The sequence below is a fragment of the Halosimplex marinum genome (assembly GCF_051414075.1).
Lineage (GTDB): Archaea > Halobacteriota > Halobacteria > Halobacteriales > Haloarculaceae > Halosimplex > Halosimplex marinum.
Map to the genome: position 1 here is coordinate 292,598 of NZ_JBLKNY010000005.1, position 24,428 is coordinate 317,025.

Annotated in this window: 23 protein-coding genes and 1 tRNA gene; 12 read left to right on the forward strand and 12 right to left on the reverse strand. The window is 69.8% G+C overall.

Annotated features, from left to right (window positions below; translation table 11 throughout):
• Window positions 1-4: 4 nt before the first annotated feature.
• Together menD and ACMGFI_RS14825 are read right to left on the reverse strand one after the other, a co-directional pair.
• Window positions 5-1,834, reverse strand: a complete 1,830-nt coding sequence (menD, locus tag ACMGFI_RS14820) for a 2-succinyl-5-enolpyruvyl-6-hydroxy-3-cyclohexene-1-carboxylic-acid synthase (RefSeq protein ID WP_436910591.1) — start codon at window positions 1,832-1,834, stop codon at window positions 5-7.
• The gene (locus tag ACMGFI_RS14825) at window positions 1,831-3,177 is read right to left on the reverse strand and encodes an isochorismate synthase (RefSeq protein WP_436910592.1); all 1,347 of its coding nucleotides are present in this window, start codon (window positions 3,175-3,177) and stop codon (window positions 1,831-1,833) included. Before ACMGFI_RS14825 ends, menD begins: the two co-directional genes overlap by 4 nt.
• Before the next feature lie 208 nt (window positions 3,178-3,385).
• Here ACMGFI_RS14825 and ACMGFI_RS14830 point away from each other — a divergent pair, with 208 nt between their 5' ends.
• Complete coding sequence (locus ACMGFI_RS14830; RefSeq protein ID WP_436910593.1) at window positions 3,386-3,607, forward strand: ribbon-helix-helix domain-containing protein; 222 nt, start codon at window positions 3,386-3,388, stop codon at window positions 3,605-3,607.
• A gap of 67 nt (window positions 3,608-3,674) precedes the next feature.
• Complete coding sequence (locus tag ACMGFI_RS14835; protein WP_436910594.1) at window positions 3,675-3,953, forward strand: UPF0058 family protein; 279 nt, start codon at window positions 3,675-3,677, stop codon at window positions 3,951-3,953.
• A gap of 841 nt (window positions 3,954-4,794) precedes the next feature.
• On the opposite strand, the gene ACMGFI_RS14840 is transcribed toward ACMGFI_RS14835, so the two are convergent.
• The 4 genes from ACMGFI_RS14840 to ACMGFI_RS14855 form a co-directional block, all read right to left on the reverse strand.
• On the reverse strand, window positions 4,795-5,058 hold the full coding sequence (locus ACMGFI_RS14840; RefSeq protein ID WP_436910595.1) for a type II toxin-antitoxin system RelE family toxin: 264 nt from the start codon (window positions 5,056-5,058) through the stop codon (window positions 4,795-4,797).
• The gene (locus tag ACMGFI_RS14845) at window positions 5,051-5,326 is read right to left on the reverse strand and encodes a ribbon-helix-helix domain-containing protein (RefSeq protein ID WP_436910596.1); all 276 of its coding nucleotides are present in this window, start codon (window positions 5,324-5,326) and stop codon (window positions 5,051-5,053) included. The genes ACMGFI_RS14840 and ACMGFI_RS14845 overlap by 8 nt, the downstream gene beginning before the upstream one ends.
• A 523-nt stretch (window positions 5,327-5,849) precedes the next feature.
• A tRNA-Arg gene (locus tag ACMGFI_RS14850) sits at window positions 5,850-5,922 on the reverse strand.
• A gap of 76 nt (window positions 5,923-5,998) precedes the next feature.
• Window positions 5,999-6,334, reverse strand: coding sequence for a Sec-independent protein translocase subunit TatA/TatB (locus ACMGFI_RS14855; protein ID WP_436910597.1), 336 nt, complete (start codon window positions 6,332-6,334; stop codon window positions 5,999-6,001).
• 151 nt (window positions 6,335-6,485) lie between these two features.
• On the opposite strand from ACMGFI_RS14855, the gene ACMGFI_RS14860 reads away from it, so the two are divergent.
• The 4 genes from ACMGFI_RS14860 (at window position 6,486) to ACMGFI_RS14875 (ending at window position 9,860) form a co-directional block, all read left to right on the forward strand.
• Window positions 6,486-6,962 carry a redoxin domain-containing protein gene (locus ACMGFI_RS14860; protein WP_436910598.1) on the forward strand — a complete coding sequence of 159 codons (477 nt, stop codon included), beginning with the start codon at window positions 6,486-6,488 and terminating at the stop codon, window positions 6,960-6,962.
• A 104-nt stretch (window positions 6,963-7,066) separates the two neighbouring features.
• A complete protein-coding gene (locus ACMGFI_RS14865) occupies window positions 7,067-7,876 on the forward strand; it encodes an HD domain-containing protein (protein WP_436910599.1) in 810 nt (269 codons plus the stop codon).
• Window positions 7,877-7,977: 101 nt separating this feature from the next.
• Window positions 7,978-9,270, forward strand: a complete 1,293-nt coding sequence (locus ACMGFI_RS14870) for an MFS transporter (RefSeq protein ID WP_436910600.1) — start codon at window positions 7,978-7,980, stop codon at window positions 9,268-9,270.
• A 137-nt stretch (window positions 9,271-9,407) separates the two neighbouring features.
• Window positions 9,408-9,860: a hypothetical protein gene (locus ACMGFI_RS14875; RefSeq protein ID WP_436910601.1), complete on the forward strand. Its 453-nt coding sequence runs from the start codon at window positions 9,408-9,410 to the stop codon at window positions 9,858-9,860.
• Window positions 9,861-9,965: 105 nt separating this feature from the next.
• Here the strand turns inward: ACMGFI_RS14875 and gfcR are convergent, their stop codons facing one another.
• Window positions 9,966-10,601 (reverse strand): transcriptional regulator GfcR, encoded by a 636-nt coding sequence (gene gfcR, locus ACMGFI_RS14880; RefSeq protein ID WP_436910602.1) that lies wholly within the window; start codon window positions 10,599-10,601, stop codon window positions 9,966-9,968.
• Window positions 10,602-10,769: 168 nt separating this feature from the next.
• On the opposite strand from gfcR, the gene ACMGFI_RS14885 reads away from it, so the two are divergent.
• The 6 genes from ACMGFI_RS14885 to ACMGFI_RS14910 all read left to right on the forward strand — a co-directional run bounded on the left by ACMGFI_RS14885 (window position 10,770) and on the right by ACMGFI_RS14910 (window position 17,754).
• Complete coding sequence (locus ACMGFI_RS14885) at window positions 10,770-12,077, forward strand: HAD family hydrolase (protein WP_436910603.1); 1,308 nt, start codon at window positions 10,770-10,772, stop codon at window positions 12,075-12,077.
• A 154-nt stretch (window positions 12,078-12,231) separates the two neighbouring features.
• Entirely contained in the window at window positions 12,232-13,296 is a 1,065-nt protein-coding gene (locus ACMGFI_RS14890; RefSeq protein ID WP_436910604.1) for a Gfo/Idh/MocA family protein, read from the forward strand.
• Between the two features lie 161 nt (window positions 13,297-13,457).
• Complete coding sequence (locus ACMGFI_RS14895) at window positions 13,458-14,555, forward strand: glucose 1-dehydrogenase (RefSeq protein WP_436910605.1); 1,098 nt, start codon at window positions 13,458-13,460, stop codon at window positions 14,553-14,555.
• Window positions 14,556-14,719: 164 nt separating this feature from the next.
• Window positions 14,720-15,778, forward strand: coding sequence for an HTH-type sugar sensing transcriptional regulator TrmB (gene trmB / locus ACMGFI_RS14900; protein WP_436910606.1), 1,059 nt, complete (start codon window positions 14,720-14,722; stop codon window positions 15,776-15,778).
• 329 nt (window positions 15,779-16,107) lie between these two features.
• Entirely contained in the window at window positions 16,108-16,896 is a 789-nt protein-coding gene (locus tag ACMGFI_RS14905) for a helix-turn-helix transcriptional regulator (protein ID WP_436910607.1), read from the forward strand.
• Between the two features lie 57 nt (window positions 16,897-16,953).
• Entirely contained in the window at window positions 16,954-17,754 is an 801-nt protein-coding gene (locus ACMGFI_RS14910; protein ID WP_436910608.1) for a dolichyl-phosphate hexose transferase, read from the forward strand.
• 30 nt (window positions 17,755-17,784) lie between these two features.
• On the opposite strand, the gene ACMGFI_RS14915 is transcribed toward ACMGFI_RS14910, so the two are convergent.
• The 5 genes from ACMGFI_RS14915 to ACMGFI_RS14935 are packed head-to-tail and all read right to left on the reverse strand — an operon-like array spanning window position 17,785 to window position 24,395.
• Window positions 17,785-18,357 carry a gluconate 2-dehydrogenase subunit 3 family protein gene (locus ACMGFI_RS14915; RefSeq protein WP_436910609.1) on the reverse strand — a complete coding sequence of 191 codons (573 nt, stop codon included), beginning with the start codon at window positions 18,355-18,357 and terminating at the stop codon, window positions 17,785-17,787.
• A 6-nt stretch (window positions 18,358-18,363) separates the two neighbouring features.
• Entirely contained in the window at window positions 18,364-20,418 is a 2,055-nt protein-coding gene (locus tag ACMGFI_RS14920) for an ArnT family glycosyltransferase (protein WP_436910920.1), read from the reverse strand.
• Window positions 20,418-21,599 (reverse strand): ABC transporter ATP-binding protein, encoded by a 1,182-nt coding sequence (locus ACMGFI_RS14925; protein WP_436910610.1) that lies wholly within the window; start codon window positions 21,597-21,599, stop codon window positions 20,418-20,420. The genes ACMGFI_RS14920 and ACMGFI_RS14925 overlap by 1 nt, the downstream gene beginning before the upstream one ends.
• 12 nt (window positions 21,600-21,611) lie before the next feature.
• A complete protein-coding gene (locus tag ACMGFI_RS14930) occupies window positions 21,612-23,210 on the reverse strand; it encodes an ABC transporter permease (protein WP_436910611.1) in 1,599 nt (532 codons plus the stop codon).
• Entirely contained in the window at window positions 23,211-24,395 is a 1,185-nt protein-coding gene (locus ACMGFI_RS14935; RefSeq protein WP_436910612.1) for an extracellular solute-binding protein, read from the reverse strand.
• Window positions 24,396-24,428: the final 33 nt, after the last annotated feature.

The following is a 24,428-nucleotide window of genomic DNA, read 5'->3' on the forward strand; positions in this document are numbered from 1 at the left end:
GGAGTTACAGGTCGCGCTCGACCCGCTCGCGGACGCGCTCGTGGAGGCGCTCGCGGCGGCGGTGGCTCGCCTCGCCGTCGGTCCGCACCTCGATGACCTGCGTCCCGTCGCTGTCGAGCGACTCCCGGTAGGCCGCCGCGAAGTCGTCGAGGTCGGTCGCGCGGCGGAACCCGAGGCCGTAGAGGTCGGCCGAGTGCTCGAAGTCGAGGCCGTGGGGGGTGACGAACTGCTCGGTGAAGGGCGGGTCGAACTCCTCGATGGGAAGAATGTGGAAGATGCCGCCGCCGTCGTTGTTGATCAGGACGATCGTCGCGTCGACGCCGCAGCGGGCGACCGAGAGCAGGCCGTTCGTGTCGTGGTAGTACGCCAGGTCGCCGGTGACGACGACGAGCGGGTCGTCGGTCGCGCTCCCGGCGCCCAGCGCGGTGCTGGTGATGCCGTCGATGCCGCTGGCGCCGCGGTTTCCCAGCACCGTCAGATCCGCCGACCGGGGCCGCCCGAAGCGGTCGCAGTCCCGGACCGGCATGCTGTTGGAGACGAACACGGTCGCCGGGTCCGGTGCGCCGGCGACGACTTCCGAGAGGACGGCTCCCTCGAACAGGCCGTCGTCGGCCGCTTCGTCGACGAGGTCCCAGTGGGTCGCCTCGGCGCGCTCGAACCGGCGGCGCCACGCCCTGGCGGTGTTCTCGTCGGTGGTGTCACCGTCGGTGCCTTGCCCGTCACCGCCGGCGCTGCCTCCGTCGGGGGTCGGCCGGTCGTCGACGCGCTCGGCCAGCGCCGAGAGGGTCGCGCCGGGGTCGGCCTCGACGTAGTCGGTCGCGGTGAACTCCGCCTCGGGCCAGTCGCCCGCCGGGTCGACGACGACCTGCCGCGCGTCGGCGTCGCGCAGGAACCGCCGCAGCACCTTCGACGTGGGCGAGGCTCCGAAGCGGAGGACCACGTCCGGGTCGGGCCAGCCGTCGGCGTCGAGATACGAGTCGTAGCCGCCGGCGACGGGGTGGTCCTCGACCAGCGACCCGTAGCGGAGTCTCGACAGCGGGTCGGCCAGCAGCGGGAAGCCGGTCGCGCCGAGCAGCTCGGCGACCGCATCCGGGTCGGGAACACCGGGGTCCAGCGGCCCGGCGACGACCAGGCCGCGGTCGGTCGATTCGAGGTCAGCGGCGATGTCGGCCACTGCGGCGTCGTCGGGTTCGAGCCGCCCCGCCGTCGTCCGGACGAACGGGCCGTCCCGTCCCTCGACGGCCAGCGGCGCCTCGCCGGCCAGGGAGTCCGGCACGTCGCCGGGCTCCTCGGTCGGTTCGAGCGGCTTGGCGACCGGGACGTTGAGGTGGACGGGACCGGGGTCGGCGCCGGTCGTCTTCGCGACGGCGCGGTCGGCGGCCACCCGCAGCGACCGGAGCCGCCGGGGCTCGGGCGCGGGTTCGGGGAGTGTCTTGTACCACCGGACGGCGTCGCCGTAGAGCTGCTCCTGGTCGACGGTCTGGTTGGCGCCGCTGTCGACCAGTTCGGCCGGGCGGTCGGCCGTGAGCACGAGCAGCGGGACCCGCGACTGGCTGGCCTCGATAATCGCGGGGTGGTAGTTGGCGGCGGCCGTCCCGGAGGTGCAGACGACGGCGGTCGGCTCGCCGGTGCGGCGGCCGCGACCGAGCGCGAAGAAGGCCGCCGACCGCTCGTCCAGCACGGAGTAGGTCTCGACGTCGTCGTGTTCGGCGAGCGCGACCGTCAGCGGCGTCGAGCGGCTCCCCGGCGAGACGACGGCCGCGGTGACGCCGCTTTTCGCGAGTTCGTCGACGAGCGTCCGGCCCCACAGCGTCGCGCGGTTCGGTGCGGTCATTCGAGCGCGTCGAGTACCGGACGGTACTTCAACTGTACCTCGTCCCACTCGCGGTCGGGGTCGCTGTCGCCGACGATGCCGTTGCCGGCGAACAGCGTCGCCCGCCGGCCGGTCGCGACGGCCGAGCGGATGGCGACCGCGAACGTGCCGTCGCCCTCGGCGTCGAACCACCCGACCGGCGAGGCGTACCAGCCCCGATCGAACGCCTCGGTCTCCTTGATCGTCTCCAGCGCCTCGTCCGGGGGGAGCCCGCCAACCGCCGGCGTGGGGTGCAACGCCTCGACCAGCGAGAGGACGTGGTCGTCCTCGGCGAGTTCGGCCGTCACCGGCGTCTGGAGGTGCTGGACGGTCGCGAGCCGGCGCACCGTCCGGTCGCCCGTCGAGATCGAGGTCGCGTACGGCGACAGCTGGGACTTGATCGCCTCGACGACGAGGTCGTGCTCGTGGCGGTCCTTCTCGCTGTCCTGGAGTTCGCTGGCGAGCCACTCGTCCTCCTCGGGCGTGTCGCCCCGGCCGGTCGAACCGGCCAGCGCCTCCGTCCGGACGGTCCGGCCGTCCCTGCTGATCAGCCGCTCGGGCGTCGCGCCGAAGAACTGCCCGCCGCCCTCGGGGGCGACGAGAAAGCGGAAACAGTCGGGATAGGTTTCCGAGAGCCGTTCGTACACCGACGGGACCGACAGCTCCCCGCGCAGGTCGACCGTCAGCGCCCCCGCGAGGACGACTTTCCGCAGCGTCCCCCGGCGGATGCGCTCGACGGCGGCCTCGACCTGGCGGCGCCAGCCCGCGTCGTCGGGCGTGAACGTGCGGCGCTCGATACCGGGGCCGGATTCGGGGGGCGTGTCGTCGAGGGCCTCGACCCGCTCGACCCACTCGTCGAGCAGCGCCTCGGCGTCGGCCGCAGCCGACCGGCCGGTGGCAGTCGCAACGACCCAGGTCGCCCCCTTGTCGGTCCGGACGACCTGGACGGCCGGGAGCACGAACTGCGCGTCGGGGAACCCGTCCCACGGCGACCCGCCCCCGTCGTTGTCTCCCTCGTGGAACGCGAAGCCGCCGAACAGTCGTGGTCGCGCGGCCCGCGGCAGGTCCGAACCGACGGTCCGGCCGGCGAACAGCGCCTCGCCCGCGCGCCTGACCCGGTCGAATCGGTCGGGGCCGTCCGCCGTGATCGTCGCCGCCGACCCGCCGGCGGCGACCCGCTGGTCGCCCTCGGACCAGCCGACCGTCGGCCGTGGGAGTTCGCCCAGCACGGTCCCGACCGCGACGCCGTCGACCTCGCGTCCGCGCGTCGCGAAGTTCGTCTCGTCGGGTTCGACCGACGACTCGTCACCACGAGGAGCTTCCATCTCCAGGCGCTTCGGACCGTACGCCTTTCAGCCTAACTACTTCGGACCGCCCCGGCGAACCCCTCCTCTACCCACCGCTGTCCATGTCACACCGGACGCGCGATACGTCCGCGGCGGACCGGCCGGATTCCGCCGCCGTGCCGTGATCGGTTCGGCTATCACCCCCGCCAAAGTTAAATACCCCCTTCCCGAAGCATCGACCGATCCGATGCCCAAGGTAGACCTCACGATCCCCGAACACCTCGAGATGCGCATCGCCCAGCTCGTCGAGCAGGGTGAGTTCCTCAACCGGGAGGAAGCCATCGAGGACCTCCTCTCGACAGGGATCAAGGCGTACAAGACGAGCGGCCCGAAGGACGACGACGAGGAGGCAGGGGGCGGCTACGAGGACGACGGGATGATGGGCCACGACGACGAGTACGTTTTCTGACCGCGGCCGTTCGCGTGTGACCTTCTGACGGACAATCGTTAAACCGACGGTTCACATAGGGTCACCCATGCACAAGGACGAACTCCTCGAACTCCACGCGCAGATGCTCACGATCAAGGACTACTTCGCCGGCCTCGAGGATGTCGACGAGTCGCTGTTCGACGCCTACGAGGAACTCGACGTGACTCCCGAGGATGTCCACAAGTCCAAGAGCGAGCACAAACACGCCGTGTTCGTCCTCGGTAACGCCCTCGCGACCGCCATGAGCGAAGACGAGTTCTCCGACGCCGGCCGCGTCGGCAAGCGCATGAAGGAACTGGCCGAGGACGCCGAGAAGAAGCTGTAACCGGTCGAGACCGCTCGACCGACCGCCGGAGTTCGTCACCCGCCGACACCGCTTTCTCTCTCCGCATCGGCCGCCCTCTCGTCGCTGCTCGATATCCCGAGGAACCTCCGGACTGGCCGATCGTGACTGACCGGCACCCCCGAACAGCCGAGCGGAACCCGGATCCGGTCGACGGTCTCTGAACGTCCGGATTCGCGATGTTCGCCGCGCCCGCTCACCTCGGTACGCTCGGTTCACGGGCGCAGCGGGATTCGAACCGGATCCAGACGTGCTCGCTCGTTGCACTCGCTGCGCACGACTGGCAGAGTTCGAATCCCCTACGTGCGGAGCAAGCATCCGCGCGCTGTGCGCGCGGTTCACCGGACGCGAGAGAGCGGAGCGAGCGCGTCGTCCGGCCTTTTTCCCCACGTTTTTGCAGCGGAGGATTCCCGCAGCGTCCCTGGCGCGCGAGGAACTCTCCGCTGCAAAAACGTGGTACGGGCGTGGCGGGATTCGAACCACGCCCGAGAACCTGCGCCGGAGGCGCAGAACCTCGGTCTGCTTCGAACTCCGGGCCCGCTCGCTCCTCACGTCCGTTCGTCGCAGAGCGGGCGTGGCGGGATTCGAACCGGAGGAAGACGTACTCGTTCGCTCCGCTCACTGCGTGCGACTTCCAGGGTTCGAATCCCGGTCCGGTTCGTTCGACGGTTCGCTTCGCTCACCGTCGGTGACTGCACGGGCGTGGCGGGCTTTCGCTCAGCGGCTGAACGGACCGTCCTTTCGGCCGTGAGACGGTCGAATTCTGACGCCTAAATACCGGTTTTGCCGTTGCTTGCCGCGGCTGTTCCGATTGGCATCGCCGTCACGGCGGAAGATGACGGTCGTAGATATTTCGGCGGTGGCCGACCGCTTCGACGCGGAGGAGGTCGTCACTGCGATCCCACGTGATGATGGCGCGATAATCTCCAGCCCGGAGTTTGTAGTACGGATAGCCCGAGAGCGGTTCGAGGCGGTGCTCGGTCCAGTCCGTCGCCTCGTCTACCTTGTTCATGACGCGGTCGGCGACCTGCGAATCAAGATTTTCTAGGTGGTCGATTGCCTTCTCGGTGTACTCGACTTCAGTCATCCAGACCCAGCCGCTCGCGTGCCTCTTCGGCGGTCACTGTCTCGCCTTCCTCTGCCTGTTCACGGCTCTTTTCCAGGTCTTCGAGCGTTTCTTCAGAGAGCGTCGCCGGCGGATTCACCCAGTCCCGGAGCGCGTCCCTGATAGCTTCGGATTTACTGGAGTACCCGCGCCGCTCCCACTCTTCGTCGATCCGCGTCAGTAGCGATTCCGGAACCCGAACGTTGATTTTCTCCATCCGGTCGTCTCCCGGTTCGGTGTCTGTGCTCATGTAGTGTGATACAGCTGTATCACACAAAAGTCTTCGCACCCCGAAATCTGATCAGTGTGTATGCGAACCCACTTTTTCCGGCGGAGAGCTCCTCGCGGCCCTGCGGGCCGCTGCGGGGATCCTCCGCCGGAAAAACTTGGGGAAAAAGGCCGGACGACGCGCTCGCTTCGCTCGCTTGCGTCCGGCGAACCGCCTCGCTCACTTCGTTCGCTCGGCGGATGCTGGCGTGGTAAGTCCATCCCCTGCACTGACCGCTTCGGTAGATAGCCTGGCATGCCACGGGAACCGTGTTCCTGTACACTGAACCAGTTTGAGTACAGTGGTAAGGGACTCGGTCATGCGGGGTGTGGAGTGGTACAGCAAACGGTCAACGACCGATTGATTACGGGCATGTCGTTCGGCTATCGAAGCGCGCGAATCACAGGACACCACAGACCGCGTTCAGCGACTGAGCGAAATCAAAACTGCCGTTTCGAGACAGATAATGACATATACCGCTGCTACCCGTCGATTTGCAGTTCCACGGGCGTGGCGGGATTCGAACCCGCGATCGAGGGGTTAGGAACCCCTCGCCCTGTCCCCTAGGCCACACGCCCTACCGGGGACAGCGGCCGCCGGGAGAAAGAACCTTGCTGTTGCTCACCGGCGGAGAGAACGGGGAGAACGGAACCGTTATTCGCTGGACGACGACGACGAGGTCGAGGAGGAGTCCGAGGAGTCGATAGCGGCCTCGGTCTCGCGCTCGGCCTCGGTCTTGAGGATCTCGCCGTCCTCGTCGACGATGTTGCCGTCGTCGTCGATGGTGGCGCCGTCTTTCATCTCCTCGAGTTCCTGCTCGACCTGCTCGCGACCCTTCTGGAACTCGCCCATGGCCTGCCCGGTCGACCGCGCGAGTTTCGGGATCTTGTTGGCTCCGAACAGCAACACGGCGATCAACAGGATCACGATCAGTTCCGTCCCGCCCGGCATACCCCCGACGGGGAACAGGGGGATGAGTGTGCTCGACATCTCTACCCGACGCTTACTCGACGCCAATTATAACCTTTTTGCTGTCTATCACCCCCCGACACCCCCGTTTCATCAACCTTTCGCCGGGACCGGATCCGGCCGACCCCGCCGGTGTCCCAACGCCCTTGCCGCGCGAGGGTGACCGTCCCGTATGATCGACGAGGGAGACGCCGCGCCCGACTTCACCGCACCGCTAGCCCACGGCGACGTGACCGAGTTCACGCTGTCGGAGCGGCTCGACGAGGCGCCGCTGGTCCTCGCCTTCTTCCCCGGCGCGTTCACCGGGACCTGCACCCACGAGATGGAGACCTTTGAGGAGCGGCTCGGCGAGTTCGACGACCTCGGTGCGACGGTGTACGGCGTCAGCGTCGACACGCCGTTCGCCCTCAACGCTTTCAGGGAGGACAGCGGGCTATCCTTCGGGATGATCAGCGACACGAACCGGCGGATCGTCGACGCCTACGACCTCGCTATGGACTTCGCGTCGATCGGCGTCGACGATGTGGCCAAACGCGCGGTGCTCGTGGTCGACGGCGACGGGGTGGTGCGCTATCGGTGGGTCGCGGGGGACCCGAGCATCGAACCCGACTACGACGAGGTGCGCGACGCGGTCGCCGCGCTGGAGTAACCCCGACAGTCGCGCGACTGCGGCGGTGGAACGGTTGCGAGTCCCCGGCGCGAACCGTGGGGTGCGTACGAGGGTTTTTGCGCGCCCGGACGGACAGTGGAGACATGAGTGACGGCGACACGAGCGACGGTCGGTCGTACGACCCCGACGGCGAGCACGCCTTCCCGGACGAGCGGCTCAACGAGGTCCTCGCGTTCGTCCGGGACGACGAGGAGATACAGACGTACCTCGACGCCCAGAACGTCAACCCGGTCGCGCGGATGCGCTACAACGACCACGGCGCCAAGCACGTCAGCATCGTCCGCGACCGGGCGCTGACGCTGTACGAACTCTGCTACGAGGGCGAAGTCGAGTTCAACGGCGCCGCCGAGCAGGGGCTCGAGACGGCCGACGAACCGGTGATCGTGGCGCTGGCGGCGACGCTCCACGACATCGGTCACGTCGTCCACCGGGACGAACACCCCTACTACTCGATCCCGCTGGCGGCCGACCTGCTGGACCGGATCCTCGACGAGTGGTACGACACCGCGGACGCCGTCCGGATGAAAGGCGAGGTGCTACACGCGATCCTCTGTCACCACACGGAGGAGACGCCGCTGACGACGGAAGCGGGGCTCGTCCGGATCGCCGACGGGCTGGACATGGAGCACGGCCGGTCGCGCTACCCCTACGAGCGCGGCGGGCGCGGGATCAACACCGTCTCCAGCCAGGCCATCGAGTCGGTGACGCTGAAACCGGGCGACGGCGCGGCAGTTCTCGTCGAGATCGAGATGCACAACGCCGCGGGCGTCTACCAGGTCGACGAACTCCTGAAGGCGAAGCTCCGCGGCTCCGGCCTCGAAGAGCACGTCCGGATCGTCGCCGTCAACTCCTCCGAGGGCGGGGAGAACATCGTCGAGCGGATCGAGCTGTGAGCGCGCCGACGGGTCGGTCCCGCGTGACCGTGACGCGTCGACACGCGGAAGGCTCCGCCGGAGGCGAAACGCCCTTTCGGCCGTAGCCGGACCCCCGAAGTGTGAGCGACGACTCGGGCGGCTCGCTGGCGCTGTTCGGAAACCCGGAGTTCGTGGCGCTCGCGGGCACGGCCTTCGCGCGGTCGCAGGCGTACTCGACCATCGCCATCGCGCTGGCGCTGTACGCCGACATGTTCGCCACCTCGGGCACCGTCGAGGGGCTGTTCGGCACCGCGTTCGCGCTGGTCCAGCTGGTCATCGTCCTGCCGATGGGGCGGAAGATCGACACCGGCAACGCCAAGCGGTACCTGCTGGTCGGGCTCGCACTGAACGTCCTCGTGTTCGTCGGCTTCGCGATGGTCGAGACGGTGAGCCACGTCGTGCTGATGCGCGTGTTCCAGGGGCTGGGCGCGAGCCTGCTGTGGATCACCGGCTCGACGGTCGTCGGGGAGATCAGCCCCGACGGCGAGCGCGGCCAGTGGCTCGGCACCTACAACCAGGTCGGTGCGTTCTCCAGCCTCGCCGGCGACCTCGTCGGGGGGATCCTGCTGGCGACCAGCGGGTTCACCCTCACCTACGGCGTGCTCAGCGGCGTGACGCTGTTGGCGTTCGTCGGCGTCTACTTCTTCCTCCGGGACGACCCGGGCGGACAGGCCGACCCGGAGGAGGCGACCGGCGTCGAGACGCTCAGAATGTTGCTCGGCCGCGCGGCCATCCGCGCGCTGGTCGTCTTCCGGCTGGGCCTGAGCTTCGGGAAGATGGCGGTCATCCTCTTCCTGCCCATCTACGCGCGGACCCGCTTCGGGATGAGCCCGATACTCGTCGGCGGCATCCTCGCCGGCGGGAAGCTCACGAAGTCGCTGACCCAGGGACTCGTCGGTTCGTACACCGACCGCCTGGGGCACAAGCACGTCTTCGTCTTCGTCGGCGCACTGCTGTACGCGGTCGGCGCGGCGATCATCCCCTTCGCCGAGTACGCCGTCGGCTACTTCGCCCCGATGACGATCGCCGTGGCGGGGCTGTCGACGACGCTGCCGCCCGCCTTCTTCCCGCTGTTCGGCGCCTTCGCGGTCTGCGGGATCGCGGACAGCATCCGCCTGCCCGCGAGCATGGCGCTGTTCGTCGAGGAGGGCGAGCACTTCGACGCCGTCGCGGGGAGCATGTCGCTGCGGTCGATCGCCTGGAAGGTCGGCCAGGTCGTCGGCCCCGTCTCGGTCGGCGCGCTGTGGGACGCCACCTCGGTGTTCGTCGCCTTCTTCACCGCCAGCGCGTTCATCGTCGTCGCCGCGGTCGTCTTCTTCGGGCTCTACACCGTCGAACCCGACCCGGAGGCCGTGCCGGCGGCGGGCGACTGACCGCACGAGGCGGCACGGTCCGCCGGCGACGCGACCCGCGCTCCCCGCCGGAGTCTGACCTGACGGGGACCCGGTAGTACCACGCGTGTGTCATCGGTTGGCACAATGATTTTTACCGTTCCACACCAAGTGCGGGTATGAGCCAGACCCCCGTCGACGGGTCCGACAGGGAGGGTCGGGCCGTCGGGGACCCCGACCGGGGAAGCGAGTCCGACTCACTGTTCGGTCGCCTCGCCGGCAGACTCCGCTCGGTCGGTCAGTCCCTCCGCGCCCGGCTCGGATCGCTGACCGGCAACGAGGACCGTCCGTCGTTCGAGCGCGCGCAGTCCGTCGAGCCGGAGGGGACAGCCGACCGCGCGCGCTCGGTGCAGTGCGTCGGACTCACCGAGGAGGTCGTGGAGGGCGACGGCCGCGCGGTGACCGACGACCTCGTCCGCGCGCAGGCGGCCGAGGCGCCCGACCGCGACGGCCCGTCCGAGGACCGGCCGGAGCTGGTCGTCCGGTGGACCGACGACGAACTCACGCTCTCCTCGCCGGACGAACCGGACGCCCACATCACCTCGACCTACTGGGAAGACGTCGAGCCCTGATACGGATTATTGCAAGCGTTTCCCGGGTCGACCGCACGACTGCGTGCGGTCGATCCCGGAATGACCTGCAATAATCCGTATGAGCCGGCCCGGTCGCGCGAGGGGTTACTCCGACTGGCCGACGCGCAGGACCTGGACGAGCGAGTAGACGGGGACGCCCTCGATCTCTTCGACGCCGCGCTTGTCGGTGAGCACCGCGCAGGCGACGGGCTCGCCGCCGCGGTCGCGGATGGCCTCGACCGTCTCGGTCATGGTCGTCCCGCTGGTGATGGTGTCGTCGACGACGTAGCACTCCCGGTCCCGGATCTGGGCGAAGTTGCGGGAAAAGGAGCCCGACAGCTCCTCGCTCTCGCCGTCGTCCCACTGGTGTTTGCTCGGCGCGTAGGTGCCCAGGTCCGTGTCGAGTTCGCGCGCGACCGTCGTCGCGATGGGCGCGCCGGCCTTCTCGACGCCGATGGTCAGGTCGACCTCCTCGCCCTGTTTGGAGAGCAGGTCCGCGACCGCGCGGCCGACGTGTGTCAGCCGGGCGCTGTCGCGGCCGATGGCGCTCCAGTCGACGTGGATGTCGTGGGGGCTCTGGGACTTCCTGTCGGTCGCCGTCGTCGTCGTGGCGCCGCTGCGCGAGACGAGCCAGGAGGCCGTCTCCTTCGAGACGTTGAGCTCGTCCGCGATCTCGCCCTTCGAGAGACCCCCCTCCGCCAGCTCCGCCGCGCTGTCGATGAGATCGTCGATGTTCTTCATGCGTGTTACCTGCTCTTTCGCACGCGGGGGTGTTACCCGTTGTGGGTTCCCGTCGCAGTCTCACACGGCCCGGGTCCCAGTCGCCACCCTGTGGATCGCGGCGCTCGGGTCGGCGGCCCGGGCACCGATCCCAACCTACACAACGTGTGGCGACGGTACCTTCGGGTAATGGAGCGCTACGACCAGCTCTACCGGCTCTACGAGGAGTTCGACGCCGAGCGGCTGCGGGCCCACCAGGCGTTCGTCGACCTGTTCCCGCCGCTGGACTCGCGGGTCGCGCTGACCTACTGGGAGTCGGCCAGCGACGAACTCGACGAACTGCGCGAGGAGATCCGCGACGCATTCCCGGGGACCGGCGAGACCTACGCCGACGTGGCCGCCCACGCCACCCGCGACCAGGCCTTTACCGGCCTCGACCTGGCGACGAAGTACGACCGGCCGGTCAACGCCCTCGTGCTCGACGTCGACGAGACGCTGCGCTCGGCGGGGCAGACCGACAACGAGATCCCCCGCGAGACGCTGCACCTGCTGACGCAGTTCCACGAGGCCGGCGTGCCCATCGTCGTCTGCACCGGACAGACCCTGGAGAACGTCAAGGGCTTCCTCGGCCAGGGGCTGGGCAACGCCGTCGTCAACTCCGGCGAGGTGAGCGTCGTCTACGAGAGCGGTACCGGCGTGTTCACGCCCGGTCACGGCCCCGAGACGAAGCGCCTGCTGTACGACGAGCTCGACGAGTCGGTCCGCGCGGTGTTCGACCGCCTGCGCCAGCGCGTGCTCTCGGACGCGCCCGACGGCGTCGCACGGGGCTGTCACCTCCAGGGCAACGAGTTCAACGTCACCCTGAAGCCCAACTTCGAGACCGGGAGCGACGACGCCGTCGCGGTGGTCGACGACGCGCTCGTCTACCTGCTGGACCTCCTGGGGGTCGTCGTCGCGGACCGCATCGACGGCGCCGAACCCGGGGGTGCCGACACCGGCGAGCGCGACGACGGTGCGGGCGTCCTCGGCGCGCGGGCCGGCGAGTGGACCCGGGCGTTCTACGCCGCGCGGGACCCGGAGATCGAAGCGGTCCTCGACGACCGGGGCGAACTGCCGGGCGAATCGGGCCCGGCGGACGTGGAGGTTCCGGCGGCGGTGACAGAGTTCCTCGACCGCGTGGACGTGGCCTACTACGAGGGCGACGCGGCGGAGGTCGTGAGCCGCGAACTCGACAAGCCCGGCGGGGTCGAGGCGGCCTTCGAGGTGCTGGGAGTCGAGGACCCGTTCGCGCTGGTGCTGGGCGACAGCAAGAGCGACCTCCGGGTGATGGAGTGGGTCGCGGAGCGCGACGCCGGGATCGCGGCCGCGCCCGAACACGCGTCGACGGTCGTCCTGGAGCACGTCCGGGAGCGCGACGACCTGGTCTTCCCCGCCGGCGACGCCGGCGACGTGCTGCGGACGGTGTACGCGCTCAACCGGCTGGTCGCCGTCGAGTGATCGGCGGAATTCACCGTCGAGCGGTCCGTTCCGTCCGGATGATCCGAACGGGCCGAGCCGCCGTTCGACGGGGGCCGGGGTTCAGCGACTGATCGCGGGAGATTTACGGGAGTCCGCGAGTAGGTTTCCGTGAGAACCGAACGGAGTCAACACTATGGTCGATATCTCATCTGTCAGGCTCGGCATCGTCGGTCTGGGTAACATCGGACACCACCACGCGGAGCGGTTCGTCGACCAGGGGGCCAACCTGGTCGGCGGCGTCGACATCGCGGAGGGCGCCCGCGCCTCCTTCGGCGACGAGTTCGGGGTCCCCACCTACCAGGACCACAACGAACTGTACGAGGAGGTCGACGCCGTCGCCGTCACGACGCCCAACAAGTTCCACGAACAGTACGTCGTCGACGCGCTGGAGCAGGGGCTCGACGTGCTCGTCGAAAAGCCGCTGGCCAACACCCTGGAGGCGGCCGAACGGATCACAGAGGCCGCACACGACGCCGACGGGTTCTGCATGGTCGGCTTTCACACCCGCTTCGAGAACCCCGTCGAGGTCATCAACGGCTACCGCCGGGAGGGCCGGTTTGGTGACCTGAGCCACGTCGAGGCCAACTACATCCGCCGGCGGGGCGTCCCCGGACGCGGGTCGTGGTTCACGAGCAAGGAGGTCGCCGGCGGCGGCGCGCTCATCGACATCGGCGTCCACGCCGTCGACCTGTCGCTGTACCTGCTGGGCTATCCCGAGGTCCACGAGGTCAGCGGCATCACCCGCTCGCAGTTCGGCGGCCGCGACGACTACACCTACATCCAGATGTGGGGCGACGACCAGGGCCCCGAGGGGTTCAACGTCGACGACTCCGCGACGGCGTTCATCCGCTGTGCGGACGGCCGGACCATCTCCCTGGAGGTCGCCTGGGCCGTCAACCGCCCGAAGAAACAGGAGTACGTCCTCCGCGGCACGGAGTCGGGCGCAACCTTCCGTCCCGGCGAGGGCGTCACCTTCCACGAGTCGGGGGTTCAGGGCGCCGGCCACATGGTCGAGTCCGAGGTCGAGACCCGCAACAACGACGCCCACGCTGCAGAACAGGCGTACTTCCTCGAACACTGCGCGCGCGGCGAGACGCCCGAGCGCAACACCGTCGACCAGGGCCTGACCGTCCAGCGCGTCCTCTCGGCGATCTACCGCTCCAGCGAGACCGGCGAGGCCGTCCCCGTCGAGGACTGACCGCGACACTCGACGACCGACCGCCGCGCCCGTTCTTCGCCCGTCCCGCGCCGTTCGTCACCGCCGACCGCGAGTCGGCCGTCCGTCTCGACGGGCCGGCGGCGCCGGCCTCTGACCGTCTGAGGAAAGACTTAACTCGGAATAGAGTACTCTTTTCGCCAATGAAGGCGATCGCTGTCGAGCGGGACTCCGAGGGACCCACAGTGATAGAGAAGCCGCGGCCGGAACCGGACGAGGGCGAGGCGTTGCTCCGGACGCTCCGGGTCGGGGTCGACGGCACGGACCACGAGGTCATCGGCGGCTCCCACGGCGGGTTCCCCGAGGGCGAGGACCACGTGGTACTGGGCCACGAGGCGGTCGCCGTCGTCGCGGACCCGAACGGCACCGACCTGGCGGAGGGCGACGTGGTCGCCCCCACCGTCCGGCGTCCGCCGGCCGACGGGACCAACGAGTACTTCGAGCGCGGCGAGCCGGACATGGCGCCCGAGGGCGAGTACGTCGAGCGGGGCATCGTCGGCGCCCACGGCTACATGGCCGAGTATTTCACCAGCCCGCCGGAGTACCTGGTCCCGGTCCCCCGGGAGCTGTGGGAGGTCGGCTTCCTCGTCGAGCCGATCAGCATCACGGAGAAGGCGCTTGAACACGCCTACGCCTCGCGGTCGCCGTTCGAGTGGACGCCCGAGTCGGCGCTGGTGCTGGGTAACCGGTCGCTCGGCCTGCTCACGCTGGCGATGCTGGAGTACGGCGTCGACAGCGACCGCTCGTTCGCGACCCGCGACTTCGAGCGGACCTACTGTCTGGGCCGCCGGGAGCGGCCCGACCCGACCGTCGACATCATCGACGAGATCGGCGCGACGTACGTCAACTCGAACGAGACGCCGCTTGAGACCGTTCCCGAGGCGTACGAGCCGATGGACTTCGTCTACGAGGCGACGGGGTACGCGCCCCACGCCTTCGAGACGGTCGAGGCGCTGGCGCCCAACGGCGTCGGCGCGCTGCTGGGCATCCCCGACTCCTGGGAGTTCGAGGTCGACGGCGGGCGGATCCACAACGAACTCGTCCTGCACAACAAGGCGCTCGTCGGGACCGTCAACTCCCACGTCAAGCACTTCGAGGGGGCGGTCGACGCCCTGGCCGAACTCCCGGCGTGGCTGCTCGACGACCTCGTGACGACCGTCGCGACGCCCGAGGACGCGGCGCCGGCCTTCGAGTACGGCCACGACCAGATCAAGGCCGTCGTCGAGTTCGACCGGCTGTGAGCGGTCGCCGAACACCCGCTGTCCGTCGTCGGTCGCTGGCGGTCGCCGAACACCCGCTGTCCGTCGTCGGTCGCTGGCGGTCGCCGAACACCCGCTGTCCGTGACCCGCGAGAACCGCGCGAAGGGACAGACTGATTTACTCGGTGGCGAAAGACCCAACCCACATGGCTGGTGACGACCTCCTCGCCTCGCTCGAAGCGGTCTCGGAGCGGTTCAACTTCGGGGAGTACGAGGCGAAGGCGTATCTGACGATCCTCGAACACGGGCAGGTCACGGCCTCGGAGATCGCCGACTACACGGACATCCCCCAGCCGCGCGTCTACGACACGGTCCGCAGCCTGAGCGACATCGGCCTGGTCGAACTCCAGGAGTCGCGGCCGATGAAGGTGCTGGCGCTCGACCCGGCGGAGGCGTTCGACGACCTCCAGGAGTCGCTGGACACGCTGGTCGACGACCTGGAGGAGCAGTACACCCAGCCCGCCCGCGGCACGGAGGCCGTCTCGCTCGTCAAGTCCCGCCCGACGATCCTCCGCTATCTCTCGGAGGTCATCGACTCGGCGCAGTACGAGCTGATGCTGTCGCTGACGCCGGAGCTGCTGGAGCGCTTCGAGAGCCAGCTACGCCGCCAGCACGAGGAGGGCGTCGCCATCGAGATCCTCATCTCGCCCGCGGCCGACGCGCCCGACCCCGACGAGTACGACTACGACGACCTCGCGAGCACGGTCAAGGCGCGCCGCGGCGTCACGACGCCGGTCATCGCCGTCGCCGACGGCCGCTACTCCATCTACGCCACCCGCGAGAGCCTCAAGGGGGACACGGACCGCTACGGCGTCATCTTCGACCGCTCTGAGCTGGGCTTCCTGGTCTCGATGTTCATGAACACGGTCCTGTGGACCACCGCCGAGACGGTCCGGACCGACGGGGAGGACGTGTCCTTCCCGCGCCGCTACGGGACGATCCGCCGCGCCATCGCCGACATGGTCGACCTCGACGGGGAGTTCTACGCGACCATCGAGGGGCGAGACGTGCTGACCGGCGAGGAACTGGTCGTCGAGGGGAAGGTCGTCGACGCCAGCATCACGTCGAGCCTGGAGGAGGCGTCGCTCGTCGTCGAGACCGACGAGGGCCGGGTCACCGTCGGCGGCCAGGTCGCAGCGCTGGAGGACATCGAATCCTTCGAGATCCGCATCGGTCGGGACTCGCCGCCGGAACCCGCCGACTGAGGGGCGCCGCTGAGCGGACCGCTATCCGGGCACGAGCGAGCGGCCGCTCCGGGGTCGGCGTCGCGAGAACGCGGCCGGGGATGAAACGGGCGTTCGCCAGTGAGCCGATCTCTCCCCCCTCAGGTCGAGAGGCCAGCAGGGACCTTCCATCCCCCATCGAACCGCATTGTGTCCTCCCTCCCCCAACGGTATAAATGTTGAACTTTTCACCGGGAGATAATTCCATTCGTCGGGATCCCTTCCGCAAGACCGAAGTAATTCCGAATAGTATGGAATCCGATAATGGAAGCGCGTCGCAGCGCCGTGCGGTGGTCCCGGGGGGGAGCGCCGTGAGTTCGGAATCGATCGTCGGCTACGTGCTCGGTTCGACGGTTCGGACCGACGTGCTGCTGGCGGTCGTCGACGGACAGCAGTCGATGGAGGCGCTGATCGAGGGGGTCGAGGCGAGCGAGTCGGCCGTCTACAACGCCGTCGGCGACCTCGAACGCAAGGGGCTGGTCCGGTCGGGGGAGTCAGAACTCGCCGCGACGGGGAGCGGCCAGCTGGTCGCGGACCTGCTCGAACAGCAGGAGAACCTCTGTCGGCTACTCGCCGACGACTACTGGCGCGACCACGACGTGGCCGCGCTCCCCCGGCGGTTCCGCCTCCGGCTGACCGAACTCGCCGACGCCGAAGTGGTCCGCGCCTCGGACACCGACCCCCACGCCGTCGTGCGGGAGGTCCGCGACCGGGTCGAGCGGGCCGGCACGGACGTCGACATCGTGACGCCCATCTACCAGGCCGAGTACGAGGCCGTCATGCCGGACGCCCCGGACGCGCGCCTGCTCGTCGACAGGAGCGTCGCCCTCGACGCCCTCGATCGGATCGAATCGCCCTCGGAGGCCGAGCAGTGGTCGGAGACGCCCGTCCGCGTGCTCGACGTGGACGTGGGCATCGGCGTCACCGACTCGGAGATCATGCTCTCGCTTCCCACCGCGGACGGCCGGTGGGACTCCCGGACGGAAGTGATAGCCGAGGACGACCGCGCCATGGAGTGGGGCCGGGACCTCTTCGAACACTACTGGGACCGGGCCACCCCGAACGAGGAGTTCGTCGCCGAGCAGTTCGCCTCGCGGTGACCGGCTGTTTTTGGCGAACCTAAAAACTCAAGAGGGTCGAGTCGAGAGGGATGGGTAATGAGTCAGCTACAGCACGACGGGCGTGCGGACTCTGACGCGGAGACGGCTGAGAGCGACCGAACGACGGAGACGGGCGACGCGACACTCGACTCAGAGGAACCGTCCGCGGCGTCGGACGGGGAGTTCACCTTCGACGACGTGACCGTCGTGATGGGCACCTACAACGAGGAGGCGGCCATCGGCGCGGTCCTCGAGGACGTCGACCGGGTGACCGACGGTCGGGCGAACGTCGTCTGCGTCGACGGCTCGGACGACCGGACCCCGGAGATCGCTCGCGAGCACGGGGCGCGGGTCATCGAACAGGAGCCCCAGGGCTACGGCGTGGCCGTCCGCGCGGCGGTGCTCGCGGCCGACCGGCCCGTCGTCGTCACGACCGACTGCGACGACACGTACCCGATGGACGCGCTGCCGGAGTTCCTCGAGTTGGTCAACGACGGCGCCGACGTGGTCAGCGGCGACCGCATCACCCGCGGCGCCGATCCGATGCCGTTCCTCAACCGCCAGGGCAACCGCGCGTTCGCCCTGCTGGCCAGCGCGCTGATGGCCGAACGCGTCCGCGACACGACGACCGGAATGCGGGCTTATCGCCGCGAGGTCGTCCAGGACATCACCTGGACCGAGAACACCGGCCTCTCGGCCGAACTGCTCATCCGCCCGCTGATGCGCGGCTACGACGTGCGCGAGGTCCCCATCGACTACGACGAGCGAAAGGGCGAGACGAAGCTCGACCCGTTCGCCGGCGGTGCCGCCATCGCGAAGTCCATCGTCAAGGTCTGTCTCGAAGAGCGTCGGCGGTAAGGGAGCACGACAGCCCGGTCGAGGAACCGCTTACTGCGGCCCGCGACGGTAACTCTCGGTCCCGCCGGGGTGGCCCTGCGGGTTCTCGATGCCGACCAGCTCGCCGCCGGTCGGCGAGGCGTACAGCGCGAACAGCAGCTCGTTGACCACGTAGTAGCGGACGCGCTCGGCGTCCGTGCCCGCGGGGTCTGGCTCGGCCTCCCGGGCGCCGATCCGGTCCAGCGCCTCCTCCCGGCGCTCGGGGTCTAACTCCGGGAACTCACCGTCGAGCCACGAGCGGGTCCACTCGACGACGTACTCGGCGGTGTCGGCGATCCCGGCCGCGTGGTCGGGCCGCTCGGCCGCGCGTCCACGGACGAACTCCGTGACGAACGCCTCAACGCCGGCGAGGTCGCTCGGATACACTACCTCGGCGGCCGCCGTCAGCACGTCGAGGTGGCGCTCGTCGACCGGGCCGGGCGGCGTCCCGGTCTCCTCGCCGTCGGGTGATGGATCGCCCTCGTCGGCGGAGCATCCGGCCAGCGCGGCGCTGCCGGTGATCCCGGCCGCGGCGAGGGCGGCGATGGCGTCTCGGCGCGTCAGTTCCGTGTCGTCGGTGGTCATGGCTTGTCAGGTGTCGGTCACGGTCAGGTTCGTCTCGACGGTGACGCCGTCGGGCGTGGTCTCGGGGACGTAGGCTGCCTCGCCGCCGCACGAGCGGACGCCCCGGCAGAGCTCGATCCGGGGGGAGAGCACGCGGACCCGGCCGTCGGTGGCGTCGACCGGCAGGTCGAAGCGGTAGGTGAAGCTCCCGCCGGGGCCGTAGTCGACGAACGCGCTCGCGCGGACGTCCTCGACGCCCTCGACCGCCAGCGTCTCGTCGGTCGGGCCGCCGAGCCCCTCGACGGCGACGCGCTCGTCGGTGACGTCCAGCCGGAAGTCCAGCGACGAGTTCGCGCCGCTCGCGACGCGGTAGAGGCTCCCGTCGTCGGTGCCGACGCGGACGGTGACGCTCCGGGCCCCGCTCGGGACGCCGACGGTCGCGTCCAGATGCACACGGTCGCCGCCCACGTCCTCGACGCGCTGGAGGCGGGCGGCGCTGGGCGACCCGTCGTAGGGCGCCCAGCCGCCGCGGTAGGCGTAGCGGTAGAGCGTCCGGTTCGGGAAGGCGTCGGCCGTCGCGAACGGCCGGTCGTCGATGGCGTAGACGGCCCGCCCGTCGTAGCCGGGGTCGTTGCGGACGGCCTGGAACGGGTGGTTGAGCCAGTTGCCGTACGGGTCCGGCAGCAGGACCAGCGAGTTCCGCGGCGGCCCGCCCTCGAAGGGCTCGTAGGCCGTCTCGTAGCTCTCGGTCACCTCCGCGTTGCGCTCGACGGGCTCGCGGGCGATGTCGGCGGTGACCGCGCCGACGGCCCCGGCGAGGACGAGGACGACGACCGCGGTCGCGGCGTACGTCGCCCGGCGGTCGAACTCGGGGCGGGCGGCGACCGCGCCGCGGACCCGGTCGACGACCGCGAGCGCCGCGACCGCGGCGAACGCGGCCGTCGGGAGCAGCAGGTCGAAGTGGTAGTACGGCCCGAGCGCGGCGACGAGGCCGTCGCCGGCGGTCTCGAGGTCGCCGAGGACGTTGAAGTTGCCCCAGAAGTAGACGTTCCCGAGCGGGATCGAGACGAGGAGGCCCGCGAGCGGCGCCTGCCGGTCGGTCAGCCCGCGCCGGACCGCGACGGCGACGCCGAGACCGGCCAGCGCCGCGGTGACCAGTCCGCCGCCCAGCCACTTCGCGAAGAATATCCAGAGCACGCGTCCGTTGGCCTCCAGCGCGAGCTCCGGCGTGTAGACGATCTCGTGGGTGAGGATCCGCCGCCGGCCGAAGCCGAGGCCGTCCAGCGGCGCGAACGCCGCGTAGGGGAAGGTCAGCGCGTGGCCGGTCACGACGGCGTTGTATCCGAGTGTGACTGCGACGCCGACCAGCCCGAGCGCCGCCGTCGTCGCCTGTCGGCCCACCGGGTCGGAGTCGCGGACGAGCGCGACCGGGTCGCGGAGCCGGTCGACGCCGAACTCCCCGCGGAGCGTCCACAGGGCGTGGCCGACGAACGGCAGGGCGAACAGCACTGCGGTGTACGGCCGCGCGAAGAAGGCCAGCCCCACGGCCGCGCCCGCGCCGGCGGCCCAGCGTCGGCTGCCCGTCCGGTCGGCCCGCAGGTAGCAGTAGGCGAACGCGAGGTTCAGGAAGTGCGTCGGCGCGTACGGCAGGAACACGGAGGAGTTGATGACGAACAGCGGCGAGGCGAGCACGAGCACCCCCGCGACCAGCCCGGTCCGCGCGTCGAAGGCCTCGCGGACGACGCCGGCGGCCAGGGCCAGGTTCCCCGCGGCGACCGCGACCAGCGTCAGGCGGTAGCCGCCCAGCAGCTTCCCGAGGGCGAACATCGCGGCCGGCACCGGCGCGTACTTGGGGTACATCCCCTCGGGCGCGTCGACGAAGAACCACGGCCGGAACACGCCCTCGACCGGCGAGTGCATGTACAGCTGTCCCTCCAGCAACATTGCAGCCTGCTGGAGGTAGACGGCCTCGTCGTGGTTCAGCGAGTGGTACGGGAAGAGGGTCGTGGCGACGTACCACACGAAGAGGCCGCCGGCGAGCGCGAGCGCGGCCGTCCCGAGGGTCGCGCTCCGCCGGCGCATCATTCGGCGGGGAACCAGGCCAGCGGGTGGTCGACCCGGAGGTCGACCCGGACGCGCTGGTCCAGGGCGAGGTCGTCGGCGTGGTTGTGCTCGCAGTACACGTGGTCGCCGCCGTCAAGTTCGACCTGGTAGACGAACGAGGGGCCGGTGTACTGGCGGTGGACGATCCGGCCGTTACCGGGGTCGGCCTCGGCCCCGGAGTCGGAGTCGGCCTCGATCCCGGAGTCGGCCTCGAACGACTCCCCGTCGGCGGGCGTCGCCACCAGGTCGTCCGGGCGGACCATCACGTCGACGCGGGCGCCGTCGTACTCGGGGCCCAGTCCCTCGATCACGTCCGCCGGGAGCGTCCCCAGGTCCGTCTCGACGCTCCCGTCGTCGAGCGTCCCGGAGACGAAGCCGGCCTGGCCGAGGAACTCCGCGACGAACCGCGACTCGGGCTGCTCGAAGACGACCTCCGGGCGGCCGACCTGCTCGACGTGGCCGTCGCTGATGACGGCCACGCGGTCGGAGATAGAGAGGGCCTCCTCCTGGTCGTGGGTGACGGAGACGGCGGTGACGCCCGTCTCCTTGATGATCCGGCGGACCTCCTCGCGCATCTCGACGCGGAGGCTCACGTCGAGGTTCGAGAACGGCTCGTCGAGCAGGAGCACGTCCGGCTCGGGCGCCAGCGACCGCGCGAGCGCGACCCGCTGGCGCTGGCCCCCGGAGAGGTCGTCCGGCGACGCCTCGCGGTAGTCGGTCAGGCCGACCAGCTCCAGCAGTTCCGCGACGCGGGCTTCCCGCTCGTCGGCCGACCAGTCGTCGATGCCGAACGCGACGTTCTCGCCGACCGAGAGGTGCGGGAACAGGGCGAAGGACTGGAAGACCAGGCCCACGTCGCGCTCGTCGGGCGCGACGAAGGTGTCCGGGCCGGCGACGGGCCGGTCGTCGACGCGGATGCGGCCCGCGTCGGGGCGGTCCAGGCCCGCCAGCAGCCGCAGCGTCGTGGTCTTGCCACAGCCCGACGGACCGAGTAGCGTGAGCAGTTCGCCCTCGTAGACGGACAGCGAGAGGTCGTCGACGGCGGTCTCAGGGCCGAACTCGCGGGTGACGCCGTCGAGATCGAGCACCGGCTCGCCGCCGTGCTCGTCGTCGATCCGGACGCGGTCGTCCGCCGCCGAGGGGACTGTTTGCTCGATCATCGTTCGGTTACCCTACCCGTCGTCTTCCTGAGCCAAAAGCACAGCCATCGAGAGTCCCGAGACGACGACCAGCACGAACGCCGGGACGGCGGCCTGGCCGTACATCCCCGCCTCCTCCGCCCGCCAGATGAACGTCACGAGCGTGTCGAACCCGAGCGGACGCAACAGGAGCGTCGCCGGCAGCTCCTTCATCGAGGTCAGGAAGACGAGCGCGGCGCCGGTCACGATGCCGGGGACGATGAGCGGGAAGGTCACGGCCCGGAACGCCCCGAACCGGGAGCGACCGAGCGTCCGCGCGGCCTCGACGAGCCGGCCGTCGACCTGCATCGTCGACGCCTGTATCGAACCGATGGCCTGGGGCATGAACCGGACGACGTACGCGAACACGAGCAGCGGGACCGACTTGTACAGCAGTTCCGGCGCCAGGTCGAGGCTGAAACTCACCAGCGCGATAGCCAGCACGATCCCCGGCGTCGCGTAGCCGACGTAGGGGATCCGCGCGGTCAGCGAGGAGAGCTTCGAGTTCGCCGTCGCCGAGCGCAGCGCGATGGGCAGGGCGACGAGGATCGACGCGACCGCGGCCATGAGCGACACCTTCACCGAGTTCCAGCCGTAGGCCCACGAGAAGGTGAGCCGCGCGAACTCGTAGCCGGGTCCGCCCCGGAGGAGCCAGAACGCGAAGATACCGACCGGGAGCACCAGCGCGGCCAGCGCCACCAGCGCCGGCAGGACCATCGCGGGGTAGCGCCACGCGCCGAGGTCCAGTTCGGCCGCGCCGCGGTTGCCGCGGCTGGCGTACGCGCCGGAGTCGTCGGCGCCGATGGCCGACTCCGCTGCGAGGATGACTCCCGTCACCGCGATCAACTGCAGCGAGAGCAGCGCCGCGTACCCGCCCATGTGGGCCTTGTGGCGGCTGTAGATGAACTGCGTGTACACCTCCAGGTTCATGAAGTTCGGCGTCCCGAAGTCCGCGAGCGTGTACAGCGCGACCAGCAGCGCCCCGGCGGCGATCCCCGGGAGGATCTGCGGGAGCGTCACCCGGCGGAACGCCGCGAGGCGGCCGCAGTTGAGCGTCCGGGCCGCCTCGACCAGCGACGCGTCCAGCGACAGCAGCGACGCGCGCGTGGTGAGGAACACGTACGGGTAGGTGTACAGCGTGAGGACGACCGAGGCGCCGACGAACCCCTCGACGGCCGGGAGCGGGACGCCGAGCGCCTCCGAGAGCGGGCCCGTGGGGCCGAACGCCGACAGGGCCGCGAACGCGCCGAGGTAGCTCGGGACCGCCAGCGGCAGGGCGACCAGAACCGTCCAGAACCGGCGGAAGGGGATCGACGCCTGGACGGTCAGCACCGCCAGCGGGACGCCGATCGCGATCCCGCCGGCGGTGACGACGGCGACGAGCGCGACGCTGCGGACCAGCACCGCGACCGTCTCCGAGGCGACCAGGAAATCGACCGCCTCCCCGCCGAGGGTGCTGGCGTCGACGACGAGCCAGGCCAGCGGCGCGACCAGCACGAGCGCCAGTAGCGTCGCGAGCGCGGCGTAGACGGCGTCGACTCCGCTCTCCGGGAGCAGGTCGCTCGCCGGCCCGACGCGCTCGCGGACGCTCATCTACAGGACACCGGCGTCGCGCATCAGTTCCAGCGTCGGTTCGAGGTTCGACAGCTCCGAGAGGTCGATGTCAGGGGGGCTGAGCTCGTCGACCGTCGGCAGGCCGCCGACCGGCTGGACGCCGGGGATCATCGGGTAGGCGAAGCTGACGGTGGCGAAGAACTCCTGGGCCTCCGCCGACAGGAGGTGCCGGACGAAGTTGTTCACGAGGTCGGCCTTCTCGGTCCCCTGGACGGCCATCGCGCCGGCGACGTTGACCAGGGCGCCGGCGTCGCCCTGGGTGAACGCCAGGTCGATGGGCGCGTCGGGCCGCTGGTTCAGCACGCGCATCGCGTAGTAGTGGTTCGCGAAGCCGGCCGTCAGGGCGCCGTCGGCGACCTGCTGGGAGACGACGTACTCGTTGCCGCGCTGGACGATCCCGGCGTCCTGCATCGATTCGAGCCACTGGACGGTCTCCTCGCGGCCGCGGAGCAGTCGCATGGCGGTGATGAAGGACTTGAACGCGCCGTAGGTCGGCGCCCACCCCATCGAGTCCTGGAACGCGTCGACGTTCGGGAACTCCTGGACCTTGTTCGGGATGTCGCCCTCGCTCAGTTCGTCGGTGTTGTACGGGACGGACCGCGCGCGGCCGGCGACGCCGACCCACGCGTTGTCGTCGCCGCGGAAGCCCGACGGGACCGGCTCGACCGCCTCGTCCGACAGGGGCTCGTAGGCGTCGTTGTCCGCGACGTACCCCAGCGAACTCGCGTCGATGGACCAGAACACGTCGGCCTCGGCCGCGTCGGCCTCGACCTCCTCGACGATGGTCTGGGCCAGCGACGCCGAGCCGGCGTCCGAGGAGAACACCGTGAAGTTCGGGTAGATCTCCTGGAGCATCTCGACGAACTGGTAGTAGATCCCGCCCTCGCCTCCGCCGATGTAGAGGTTGAGGTCGCCCGACAGGTCCGGAAGGTCCTGGATCGAGGTGCCTTCCGGGGCGGGCCGGCCGGACGCGAGGGTGCCCGACCCCCGGAACTCCGTCAGCGACGGGATCTCGGCGTTCGACCCGCCGTCGCCGCCGTCGCCGCCCGAATCGGTTGCCGTCCCGGAGCCCGGCGCGAGCGAACAGCCCGCCAGCCCGACCGCCGAGCCCGCTGCGAGTGTCTTCACGAATCGACGCCGCCCGAATCCTGTGTTATCGCTCATGTGTTTTAGGCCTGCCTAAAGCATTAAAAACTT